The sequence below is a fragment of the Brenneria sp. hezel4-2-4 genome, assembly GCF_013155275.1.
In the GTDB taxonomy this organism is placed as follows: Bacteria; Pseudomonadota; Gammaproteobacteria; order Enterobacterales; family Enterobacteriaceae; genus Brenneria.
The window spans coordinates 139,766-151,312 of record NZ_JABJXS010000009.1; the positions used below are offsets into that span (position 1 = coordinate 139,766).

The 11,547-nt window shown below is 51.5% G+C and carries 12 protein-coding genes; 6 read left to right on the forward strand and 6 right to left on the reverse strand.

The annotated features are described in order from the left end of the window. Positions 1 to 17: 17 nt before the first annotated feature. The 5 genes from ispF (at position 18) to rpoS (ending at position 4,648) form a co-directional block, all read left to right on the forward strand. Complete coding sequence (gene ispF, locus HOY33_RS16510; protein WP_172291236.1) at positions 18 to 515, forward strand: 2-C-methyl-D-erythritol 2,4-cyclodiphosphate synthase; 498 nt, start codon at positions 18 to 20, stop codon at positions 513 to 515. Positions 516 to 517: 2 nt separating this feature from the next. Continuing rightward, positions 518 to 1,564, forward strand: coding sequence for a tRNA pseudouridine(13) synthase TruD (gene truD / locus HOY33_RS16515; RefSeq protein WP_216660551.1), 1,047 nt, complete (start codon positions 518 to 520; stop codon positions 1,562 to 1,564). A gap of 127 nt (positions 1,565 to 1,691) precedes the next feature. After that, positions 1,692 to 2,318 (forward strand): protein-L-isoaspartate(D-aspartate) O-methyltransferase, encoded by a 627-nt coding sequence (locus tag HOY33_RS16520; RefSeq protein WP_172291237.1) that lies wholly within the window; start codon positions 1,692 to 1,694, stop codon positions 2,316 to 2,318. 276 nt (positions 2,319 to 2,594) lie between these two features. Then, the gene (nlpD, locus tag HOY33_RS16525) at positions 2,595 to 3,602 is read left to right on the forward strand and encodes a murein hydrolase activator NlpD (protein ID WP_172291251.1); all 1,008 of its coding nucleotides are present in this window, start codon (positions 2,595 to 2,597) and stop codon (positions 3,600 to 3,602) included. 53 nt (positions 3,603 to 3,655) lie between these two features. Beyond that, positions 3,656 to 4,648 (forward strand): RNA polymerase sigma factor RpoS, encoded by a 993-nt coding sequence (gene rpoS / locus HOY33_RS16530; protein ID WP_172291238.1) that lies wholly within the window; start codon positions 3,656 to 3,658, stop codon positions 4,646 to 4,648. A 102-nt stretch (positions 4,649 to 4,750) separates the two neighbouring features. Here rpoS and proS read toward each other — a convergent pair whose 3' ends face one another. The 6 genes from proS to metN form a co-directional block, all read right to left on the reverse strand. Further along, positions 4,751 to 6,469: a proline--tRNA ligase gene (proS, locus tag HOY33_RS16535; RefSeq protein WP_172291239.1), complete on the reverse strand. Its 1,719-nt coding sequence runs from the start codon at positions 6,467 to 6,469 to the stop codon at positions 4,751 to 4,753. Between the two features lie 158 nt (positions 6,470 to 6,627). Beyond that, entirely contained in the window at positions 6,628 to 7,371 is a 744-nt protein-coding gene (tsaA, locus tag HOY33_RS16540) for a tRNA (N6-threonylcarbamoyladenosine(37)-N6)-methyltransferase TrmO (RefSeq protein WP_172291240.1), read from the reverse strand. After that, positions 7,368 to 7,781: an Rcs stress response system protein RcsF gene (gene rcsF / locus HOY33_RS16545; RefSeq protein ID WP_172291241.1), complete on the reverse strand. Its 414-nt coding sequence runs from the start codon at positions 7,779 to 7,781 to the stop codon at positions 7,368 to 7,370. Before rcsF ends, tsaA begins: the two co-directional genes overlap by 4 nt. Positions 7,782 to 7,898: 117 nt before the next feature. Further along, entirely contained in the window at positions 7,899 to 8,714 is an 816-nt protein-coding gene (locus HOY33_RS16550) for a MetQ/NlpA family lipoprotein (protein ID WP_172291242.1), read from the reverse strand. Positions 8,715 to 8,777: 63 nt separating this feature from the next. After that, positions 8,778 to 9,431, reverse strand: coding sequence for a methionine ABC transporter permease MetI (locus HOY33_RS16555; protein ID WP_172291243.1), 654 nt, complete (start codon positions 9,429 to 9,431; stop codon positions 8,778 to 8,780). Further along, on the reverse strand, positions 9,424 to 10,455 hold the full coding sequence (gene metN, locus HOY33_RS16560; RefSeq protein ID WP_172291244.1) for a methionine ABC transporter ATP-binding protein MetN: 1,032 nt from the start codon (positions 10,453 to 10,455) through the stop codon (positions 9,424 to 9,426). The genes HOY33_RS16555 and metN overlap by 8 nt, the downstream gene beginning before the upstream one ends. 180 nt (positions 10,456 to 10,635) lie before the next feature. Between metN and gmhB the strand changes: the two genes are divergently transcribed. Then, on the forward strand, positions 10,636 to 11,199 hold the full coding sequence (gene gmhB, locus HOY33_RS16565; protein WP_172291245.1) for a D-glycero-beta-D-manno-heptose 1,7-bisphosphate 7-phosphatase: 564 nt from the start codon (positions 10,636 to 10,638) through the stop codon (positions 11,197 to 11,199). Positions 11,200 to 11,547: the final 348 nt, after the last annotated feature.

Here is an 11,547-nt window from a genome sequence, read left to right on the forward strand (position 1 = left end):
GATAAGGAGAAGGCTCGATGCGTATCGGTCACGGTTTTGATGTTCATAAATTTGGTGGAGAAGGTCCGCTGGTGATCGGTGGTGTGCGAATTCCTTATACTCAGGGGCTGCTGGCCCACTCTGATGGCGATGTCGTGTTGCATGCGGTGACGGATGCTCTGCTAGGGGCCGCCGCGCTGGGCGACATCGGCAAGCTGTTCCCCGATACCGATCCGGCATTTAAAGGCGCCGACAGCCGCGGTTTACTGCGTGAAGCATGGCGTCGTATCAACGAAAAAGGTTATCGGCTGGGCAATCTGGATGTCACGATTATCGCGCAGGCGCCTAAAATGGCGCCTCATGTCCCGCAGATGCGGGTCAATCTGGCGGAAGATTTGCAAAGCCACATGGATGACGTGAACGTAAAAGCCACGACCACCGAACAGCTCGGGTTTACCGGCCGTGGCGAAGGCATCGCCTGTGAGGCCGTCGCGTTGTTGGTGAAAAATGAAGCCGGTGAAATCGTCGCATGGTAGACATGATAAACAGTGAATCGCTGACCTGGCTGCATGGCAAGCCGCCGGCGTCGGGCGTGCTGAAATCCACTGCCGAAGATTTCGTGGTCGTAGAAGATTTAGGATTTCAGCCGGACGGCGAGGGCGAGCACCTGCTGGTGCGTATCCGTAAGCGCGGCTGCAATACGCAATTTGTGGCGGAGGCGCTGGCGAAATTCGTCCGCATACCGCAGCGGGCGGTGAGCTATGCCGGCCTGAAAGATCGCCATGCCGTCACGGAACAGTGGTTTTGCCTCCATCTTCCCGGTAAACAAACCCCTGATTTAACGGCATTCGAACTGGAAGGCTGCGAGGTGCTTGAATCGGCGCGTCATCGCCGTAAATTGCGTATTGGCACATTGCAGGGTAATGACTTTACGCTGATCTTGCGTCAAATAAGCGATCGGGCGGCGGTCGATGCCCGTTTGCAACAAATCGCTCGGCACGGCGTGCCTAATTACTTCGGCAGCCAGCGATTCGGCCGGGACGGAAATAACCTTGAGCAGGCTCGTCTGTGGGCCAACAACGACATCCGGGTTAAAGAGCGCAATAAACGCAGTTTTTATCTTTCCGCCAGCCGCAGCGCGTTGTTTAATCTGGTCGCCAGTACCCGGCTGGCGCAACAGCGGGCGAAAACCGCGATGTGCGGCGATGCATTGCAATTGACCGGCCGCGGCAGCTGGTTTGTCGCCACGGCGGATGAGTTGGCTGATTTGCAGGCGCGGCTGGATGCGGGCGGGCTTCAGGTCACCGCGCCCCTGCCGGGTGACGGCGCGTTAGGCACGCGGGAAGCCGCGCTGGTTTTTGAACAGGAATGCCTTATCGGACAGGAAACGTTGCTGTCTTTATTGCAGCGTGAGCGGGTTGAACCTGCCCGGCGCGCCATATTGCTGTATCCGCAGCATATGCGCTGGGATTGGCAGGATGATGTGACGCTTGAACTGAAATTCTGGTTGCCCGCAGGGAGTTTCGCCACCAGCGTGGTGCGTGAAATACTGAACCAGCAGCCCGATACGGATCGTATTGTCTGATGTGCTGCGGTTTATTTTTTATTGATCGAATGGCAGCAATAATGATGACGGCGGCGGCAAGTTTGACCCTATGCGGGAAACAGAGTGTATTGACGACAAGGTTAACCAAAACTGAGGTTAGCGGGGAATGGTGAACAAACGCATGCAAACGTTGCTGACGCAGTTGCGTCAGCAAGGAATACAGGATGAGCGTCTGCTACAGGCGATAGAAGCCGTACCCAGGGAACGCTTTGTTGATGAAGCTTTCGAGCATAAAGCGTATGAAAATACCGCGCTGCCGATAGGCTCCGGTCAGACGATTTCGCAGCCTTATATGGTGGCGAAAATGACGGAGTTATTGTGTTTAACACCGGTTTCCCGCGTATTGGAAATTGGCACCGGCTCGGGCTACCAAACGGCGATTCTGGCGCATTTAGTCAAGCATGTCTGCTCCGTTGAGCGTATTAAAGGACTCCAGTGGCAGGCCAAGCGTCGTCTTAAACAGCTTGATTTGCACAACGTCTCCACCCGCCACGGCGACGGCTGGCAGGGTTGGGCGTCGCGCGGGCCGTTTGACGCCATTATCGTGACGGCGGCGCCGCCGGAAATTCCTCAGGCGTTGCTGGATCAATTGGATGAAGGCGGGGTGATGGTGTTGCCGGTGGGCGATCGGTCGCAAATGTTGCAGGTGGTGCAGCATCATGCGGGAGAGTTTATTATCCAAACAGTTGAAGCAGTTCGGTTTGTTCCGCTGGTCAAAGGCGAATTAGCCTGATACGGTTGCGATGCGTTGGTTTTGTTGTTAGGAAGTTAAGATTTTAATACAACTGTTGTATGGTGCGAACCTACTGATATTGCTAGCATCAGATAATGATTTTTGTCTCTCCGGTTTTGCTTATGCGCCAGTGGTGAAGACATGGCGATCTTTCTCGTTCTGATTGACGAACAAAACGCCCGATCTCAGATGCGCGATAATGGATAAGAGACACAAATGTCTGAATTTATTGCCGAATTTTATAGTTATAGGGGAGTAAGGCGCATGGGGAGCCGAATGATGAATTTGCGTCAGATTGCTGCTTGTACGGTTGTTATCTTAGGGCTGGCGGGATGTTCTAACCATAACTCCCAATCCGCGCCGATCAGCAGCGTTGGCGGAAATACGGGCAGTAGCAGAAGCGGAATATTGTCTGCTCCCCCATCACAGGTAACGACATCGGGTGAACCGGTTACCACTCGCGATGGCCGAATCGTTTACAACCGCAGCTATGGCACTATTCCGAAAGGAAGCTACGGCGGCGGCAGCACTTATACCGTCAAACGGGGCGATACCCTGTTTTATATCGCCTGGATTACCGGCAACGATTATCGGGATCTTGCCCAGCGGAACAATATTCCAGAGCCTTACAGCCTGAATGTCGGTCAGACCTTGAGTCTGGGTAATGGCGCTGGCGGAGGTTTAAGCAGCGGAGGGGGTATGCTGGCGGCGACGGATGCAACCACCAGCGGTGTGCCTGTTCCGCCTTCCAGTAACCAAATACAAACTACGCAGGTTGATTCTCAGTCAACTAACGCGTATTCTGGTAATTCGGGTGAACAGAATGTAGGTAAAATGTTACCTACGACAGGAGCAGCAGCAACCGTTCCTGTTACCGCACCAGCGGCTGTCGCCAGCAGCAATACGGCTGCTGTCGGCAGTTGGCGTTGGCCCACCGAAGGGAAAGTCATAGATAGTTTCTCCGCAGCTGAAGGGGGAAATAAAGGGATTGATATCGCCGGCTCACGTGGGCAATCCATCATTGCTACCGCCAGCGGGCGTGTGGTATATGCCGGCAACGCTCTGCGAGGTTACGGTAATCTGATAATCATCAAGCATAATGATGACTACCTTAGTGCCTACGCCCATAACGAAAATATGCTGGTCCGGGAGCAACAAGAGGTCACGGCGGGGCAGAAAATAGCTACCATGGGTAGTACCGGTACCAGTTCAGTTCGTTTGCATTTTGAAATTCGTTACAAGGGGAAATCCGTAAACCCGCTGCGTTTTCTTCCGCAGCGATAAATCGGGCAGAGTATCTCGGTATTCTGCCATGGGATCACGGGTAGGAGCCACTTATGAGCCAAAGCACGCTGAAAGTTAACGAGTTACATGAAGATGCTGATTTCGAAGAGAATGGACTTGACGTTTTTGACGACAAAGCGCTGGCAGAGGAAGAAACCAGTGATAATGACTCGACTGACGAAGAGTTATTAGCGCAAGGGATCCCACAGCGTGTTTTAGACGCGACACAACTCTATCTGGGAGAAATTGGCTACTCACCGCTTTTAACCGCTGAAGAAGAGGTTTATTTTGCCCGACGCGCGTTGCGTGGCGATACCCCGTCGCGCCGTCGGATGATTGAGAGTAACTTGCGTCTGGTGGTAAAAATTGCCCGCCGTTACAACAATCGGGGGCTGGCGTTGTTGGATCTGATCGAAGAGGGAAATCTTGGTCTGATCCGCGCAGTTGAAAAATTTGATCCGGAAAAAGGGTTCCGCTTTTCAACTTACGCCACATGGTGGATCCGGCAGACGATAGAACGGGCAATTATGAACCAAACCCGGACTATCCGCTTGCCAATCCATATCGTTAAAGAGCTGAATGTCTACCTGCGTACAGCACGCGAACTTTCTCATAAACTGGATCATGAGCCGAGCGCGGAAGAAATTGCCGAACAGCTCGACAAGCCGGTTGATGATGTTAATCGTATGCTGCGTCTGAATGAGCGCATCACTTCCGTTGATACCCCGCTGGGCGGAGATTCGGAAAAAGCGCTGTTGGATATCCTGGCGGATGAAAAAGACAACGGTCCGGAAAACACCACTCAAGATAACGATATGAAGCAGAATATCGTTAAGTGGTTGTTTGAACTGAACGCTAAGCAGCGTGAAGTGCTGGCTCGTCGTTTTGGTCTGTTGGGATACGAAGCCGCGACATTGGAAGATGTCGGACGGGAAATCGGACTGACGCGTGAACGTGTCCGGCAGATTCAGGTAGAAGGCCTGCGTCGTTTGCGGGAGATCTTGCAGGTGCAAGGGCTGGATATTGAAGAGCTGTTCCGTGAGTAATTTCTGCCGCAAGATGCTGGCGAAAAAAAATGGTGGGGAAACCCACCATTTTTTTATTACTTTTTTGGCCCTTCCCGAAGGAAAGGCCTGACGACGTGAAACTTAGCGAACAATATTTGTCAGCAGAAAATCGATGATTTCGCTGGTTTTAATCATTTGCTTTTCACCGCCGCGGCGGTTTTTATATTCAATCTCTTCATTGTCCAGATTACGGTCGCCGATCACGATGGTGTGCGGTACGCCAATCAACTCCATATCGGCAAACATCACGCCCGGACGCTCTTTTCGATCATCCAGCAGCACTTCGATACCTTTTGCCCGTAATTGCTGATAGATATCTTCAGCGACTTCTTTCACGCGGAAAGATTTGTGCATGTTCATCGGCAAAATCGCCACGTGGAAAGGGGCGATAGCATCAGGCCAGATAATGCCGCGGTCATCGTGGTTTTGCTCAATGGCGGCGGCCACGACACGGGTGACGCCGATGCCATAGCAGCCCATCAGCAGCGTCTGGTTACGCCCGTCTTCTCCCTGCACCGTGGCTTTCAGGGCCTCAGAATATTTGCTGCCCAATTGGAAAATATGGCCGACTTCAATACCGCGTTTAATTTGCAGCGTGCCTTTTCCATCCGGGCTGGTATCTCCCTCCACAACGTTGCGAATATCCGCAACCAGCGGCAGAGCGACATCACGTCCCCAGTTGATGCCGAAATAGTGCTTGCCATCAATATTGGCGCCGGCGCCAAAATCACTGATTGCCGCAACGGTGCGGTCAATCACGACGGGGATCGGTAAATTAACCGGCCCTAATGAACCTGGGCCTGCGCCCACCATCGCCCGGATCTCTTCTTCCGTGGCAAATGTCAGCGGACTGGCGACCATGGCGAGTTTTTCAGCTTTGACTTCATTCAGCTCATGATCGCCGCGTACCAGCAAAGCAACCAGTTTATGACCGCTCTCCTCCGTCGCTTTCACCAACAGCGTTTTCACCGTTTTCTCAACCGGCAGTTTGAATTGCTCCACCAGTTCAGCGATGGTTTTGGCATTCGGCGTATCAACCAGACGAAGTTCTTCGGTTGCTTCAGCACGGCCTAACTGTGGAGCAACGGCCTCTGCCAATTCAATATTCGCGGCATAGTCGGAACCGGTAGAGAAAACGATATCGTCTTCACCGCTGGCCGCCAGCACCTGGAATTCATGGGAAGCATTACCGCCGATAGAGCCGGTATCAGCCTGAACGGCTCTGAAATCCAGATCCATACGGCTGAATATCTTACTGTAAGCGGCGTACATCGCATCGTATGTCGCCTGCAATGATTCCTGTGAAGTATGGAAAGAGTAGGCGTCTTTCATCAGGAACTCGCGGGAGCGCATCACGCCGAAGCGAGGCCGGACTTCATCACGGAATTTGGTTTGAATCTGGAAAAAATTCAACGGCAATTGTTTATATGAACTGATTTCATTACGAATCAAATCGGTGATGACTTCTTCATGCGTTGGACCGAGCACGAATGGGCGTTCTCCGCGATCGACAAAGCGTAGCAGCTCTGGGCCGTATTCTTCCCAACGACCGCTTTCCACCCAAAGATCCGCCGGTTGAACGACGGGCATCGACACTTCGATCGCGCCGGCATTGTTCATTTCTTCGCGCACGATGGCTTCAACTTTTTTCAGAACCCGTAAGCCCGTTGGCAACCAGGTATAAAGGCCGGAGGCCAGTTTGCGGATCATTCCGGCCCGGAGCATCAGCTGATGGCTGATAACTTCCGCATCGGCAGGCGTCTCCTTCAGGGTGGAGAGCAGATATTGGCTAGTACGCATGGTGTTTTAAGTTCCGTCAGAACGAAAAATGGCATCAGGCTGCGGTGCAGCCGAAGACATAAAAAGTGGCTTAGTTTATCAGTGTGGGCCGTTCGTCAAAAGAGAGTCAGAAGAATTTTATGGCCGCAGGCGTCGTAAGCGTGGTTAAAAAACGTTTTTTATGGCGGGTTGTCCCTGGCTGCCGGCTTTCGAGCAGCGATTGTTTCGAGACATAACACTTCGGTGCGTTGCGCAGACACCCGCCAGCGCACATTGAATTCCAGCAGTGAAACGGCATATTCCCGCTCGATATCCTCGTCTTTGCGATAAGCCGGGCGCGGATCCTGAGCCAAAACCTGGGTAATGAAACGTCTTAAATGGGGATATTTTCCCTGATATCCGATCATTTGCTGTTCCGCCAAAGAGGAGAAAACCACCGCCATTTCGGCGCGTGGGGGCGACTGTGCAAAACCAGCCAGTGCGTGAGGCTGACTTTCGGCAAAGGGCAGATAGGGCTTGATATCAATAACTGGCGTTCCGTCGACAAGATCGAGGCTTCCCAGTTCCAGCGTTACCGCGTTTCCTTTGGCATGGATCTTTTTCAACTCAACCAACGACATGCCGACGGGATTGGGCCGGAAAGTCGAACGTGTGGCAAAAACGCCCATGCGCGCATTCCCGCCTAATCGAGGAGGACGAACGGTGGGACGCCAGCCGCTTTCCATCGTTTGATGGAAAATGAACAGGATCCAAATATGGCTGAATTCAGCGAGCCCGCGCACGCATTCCGCCTGGTTATAGGGCGGTAATAACCGGAGTTCTCCTCCACCGTCTTCAATCAGCCCCGGCTGCCGCGGAATGGCGAATTTTTCTTTATAGGGCGAGCGGATAACACCGATCTGATTGAAAACAAATTGGCTCATTGAGCAGAAACTTTCAATGCCGTGCCCTGACAGACGGCCTGACGATAGCAGCCGGCGACTTCGCTGATAATCTGGCATTCATGAAGCAGAACGGCGTTGGCTTTCATGGCGGATGCGCGATTCTGCATTCTTTTACGGGCATTGGCCAGGTTTGGCGGCGCGTCCTGAGCGCTTACCTGACAAGATGAGCCGGAGACTTCGCCCATATCGCGGAACGGTTTGCCCACCAGTTCTTCAGCGCTTTTATATAATACTGCGGGCGTTGCAGGACGAGGAACCGGCTTGGGTTTGGTAACCAGCTCGTTTTTTGATTCATTGACGGGCTGTCGAGGCTCGGGAGCTGGGGACTTCTGCAATAGGGAACATCCTGTCAGCGATATTGCCAACAGCATAAGAGGTAGAGCGCGCATAAAATTTCCTCTGCTTTTTCTTTAAAGAGCGGATATTGAAGCAAGCTATTGCACAAATAACAAGACGGGCCGTAGCCCGTCTCAGTGATATATTTTACAAAAGTGATAATAACGAACTTACCAGCCTTTAACCGCACCGCCGTTAAAGATTTTGTTGGCCGCTTCGTTCACTTCATCTGATTGATAAGCCTGAACGAATTTTTTCACATTTTCAGCGTCTTTATTATCTTCGCGTGAAACCAGCAGATTCACATAAGGAGAATCTTTTTCTTCGACAAATAAACCATCTTTGGTGGGCGTCAGGTTAATTTGGCTGGCATAAGTGGTGTTGATGATAGCCAATGCGATCTGCGCATCATCCAGTGAGCGTGGCAACTGCGGTGCTTCCAACTCGACCAGCTTAAGATTTTTGGGATTTTCAGTCACATCCAGAACAGTCGGTAACAGGCCGACATTGTCTTTCAGTTTAATCAGCCCGACTTTTTGCAGCAGCAGCAAAGAGCGGCCCAGATTGGTCGGATCGTTTGGCAGCGCGACCTGAGCGCCATCCTGCAACTCATCCAGCGCGTTTATTTTCTTTGAATAACCGGCAATGGGGTAAACGAAGCTGTTGCCAACGGAGACCAACTTATAACCACGATCTTTAATTTGTTGATCCAGATAAGGTTTGTGCTGGAAAGCATTCAGATCGATATCGCCTTTGCTCAATGCTTCATTGGGCAGCACATAATCATTAAACGTGACTAACTCGACATCCAAACCGTATTTATCTTTTGCAACTTTTTGAGCCACTTCGGCGACTTGTTGCTCCGCGCCAACGATGACGCCCACTTTAATATGATTCGGATCTTTCTCTTCCTGACCACATCCCGCCAACGCCAGCGCGCCGATCAATGCGCCGATGGTCGCAATGGATTTCAATTTAATCGCCATATCCTTACCCCTATATAAAGTCTTTATGGCATGGGCGTAGACAGCCCATGCATGTTTTAACGCTTACTTATGCGTGACGGCTTTTACTATCCGATCGCCGCAGAATTGAATCAGATAAACCAGAATAACCAGCAATATTAATACCGTATTCATGACCGTCGCGTTATAACCAATATAACCATACTGATAACCAATTTGACCTAAGCCCCCGGCGCCAACGGCTCCGCCCATAGCAGAATAGCCTACCAGCGTGATAAGCGTGATGGTTGCGGCATTAATCAGGCCCGGCAGCGCTTCCGGCAACAGTATTTTCCTGATGATTTGCATGGGGGTGGCGCCCATCGCTCGCGACGCTTCAATCAGGCCGGTTGGAATTTCCAGCAGGGCGTTCTCGACCATGCGGGCGATAAAAGGCGCGGCGCCGACGGTGAGCGGAACGATCGCCGCTTGCAGACCGATGGATGTGCCGACGATGATGCGGGTAAAGGGGATCATCCAGACCAGCAGAATAATAAAAGGTATGGAGCGGAAAATATTCACCAGGGCGGAAAGACTCCGGTAAAGTTTAGGGTTGGCGATAATTTGCCCCGGCCGGGTGGTGTAAAGCAGCACGCCGACCGGCAAACCCAGTACAAAACCAAAAAAGCCGGAAACCAATGTCATTGCCACGGTTTCCCACACGCCGCGGGCCATTAGCCACATCATGGCTTCAGACATAACCTAACACCTCAACATTTGTATGGTGATCCTGTAGAAATTGTATCGCCGCCGACGTATCCGCTTCCTGCCCGTGCATTTCCGCCAGCATGATGCCGAATTTAACGCCGCCGGCGTAATCCATTTGCGCGCTGATAATATTGTTATTGATGTTGAAACGCCGGGCGACTTCAGACAGCAGCGGGGCATCCACGGACTGGCCGGTGAATTCCATACGCAACAACGGCACGCTGCCTTCCCGCTGCGTCGGCGTCAGACGGGCAACATAGTCGTCGGGGATGTCCAGATGCAGCGTTGACTGAATGAATTTCTGCGCCAAGGGGGTTTTGGGATGCGAAAATAGTTGTCCTACCGTGTCCTGCTCAATCAGACGTCCGCCGCTGATTACCGCAACCTGATCGCAAATGCGCTTTACCACATCCATTTCGTGAGTGATCAATAGAATCGTCAGATTCAGCCGGCGGTTGATATCTTTGAGTAACGCCAGAATGGAGCGGGTTGTCGCGGGATCCAGTGCGCTGGTTGCTTCGTCGCATAATAAAACTTTTGGATTACTGGCCAATGCCCGGGCGATAGCCACCCGCTGCTTTTGTCCGCCGGACAGGTTGGCTGGATAAGCGTCGTGCTTGTCTGACAAATCGACTAAATCCAGTAATTCGTTTACCCGGCGCGTAATCTCTGCTTTTGGGGTGTTATCAAGTTCAAGCGGCAGGGCGATATTGCCAAAAACCGTGCGGGAGGAGAGCAAATTAAAATGTTGAAAAATCATCCCGATCTGACGACGAGCCTGAGTCAACTGGCTTTCTGAAAGCTGAGTCAGCTCCTGTCCATCAACCAGCACCGAACCTTCGGTTGGGCGCTCCAGTAAATTGACGCACCGAATCAGCGTGCTTTTGCCTGCGCCTGATGCGCCGATGACGCCATAGATTTGCCCGGCGGGAACATGAAGGCTGACATCCGCAAGGGCGGTAATTGCTTGACCGTTTTGCTGGAAAACCTTGGTAATATTAGAAAGTTCAATCATATTTTTTATTGTAAGCGCCTATGGCTGGATAAATCCGATTTTATTCCATCAGAAATAGTAGTTGGATGTTAGGGAGTCTAGACGTCCGAGTCAATTGGGATCGTCATTACCTGAACATTCTCTCTGGCAATAAAAACATGCGATACTAACCGACAATTTACGCCATCGGGAGCAAAGTAAGTGGCACAAAGTGTTCCAGCAGTTTTTCTTGATCGTGACGGTACGATCAATATCGATCATGGTTATGTACATGAAATCGATCAATTCCAATTTATTGAGGGCGTCATTGATGGCATGCGCGAACTAAAAAACATGGGGTTCGCGTTAGTGTTGGTGACCAATCAATCAGGTATTGCCCGCGGTAAGTTTACTGAAGATCAGTTTATGCAACTGACGGAGTGGATGGATTGGTCTCTGGCCGATCGTGGCGTGGATTTGGATGGCATCTATTTCTGCCCGCATCATCCCGATCAAGGCAGTGAAGAGTATCGACAGGTTTGTGACTGTCGAAAACCCGAGCCCGGAATGCTGCTTTCCGCACAGCGTCATCTGAATATCGATATGGCCGCGTCCTATATGGTTGGCGATAAAGTAGAAGATATGCAGGCCGCGGTTGCCGCAGGCGTAGGGACAAAAATTCTGGTGCGTACCGGCAAACCGATAACCGAACTGGGGGAATCTCTGGCTGATGGCATTATCAATAGCCTGGCTGAATTACCGCAGTGGATAAAAAAGCGCATTTAATCGACCAGATGAATGAAAGTTGCGCAAACAGTAGAAAGTTCGAGATATTTGCTTGCGCTTCTGAATCGGCCCCCTATAATGCGCCTCCATCGACACGGCGCTGTGAAGTAAATCACATACTAGCCGGTGAAGAAGAAAGGGAAAACGGTTAAAATAAACGTTGACTCTGCAAGAGGAACGCGTAATATACGCCACCTCGCGTTAGCGGCTCAGGCCACAGCGCACTGCTCTTTAACAATTTAATCAGACAATCTGTGTGGGCACTCACAAGACAATATCGGCAAACGATATAAAAAAGTCTTGAAGAGTGACTGACAGTAAATTCATTACGAATAAACAGTTATTAAT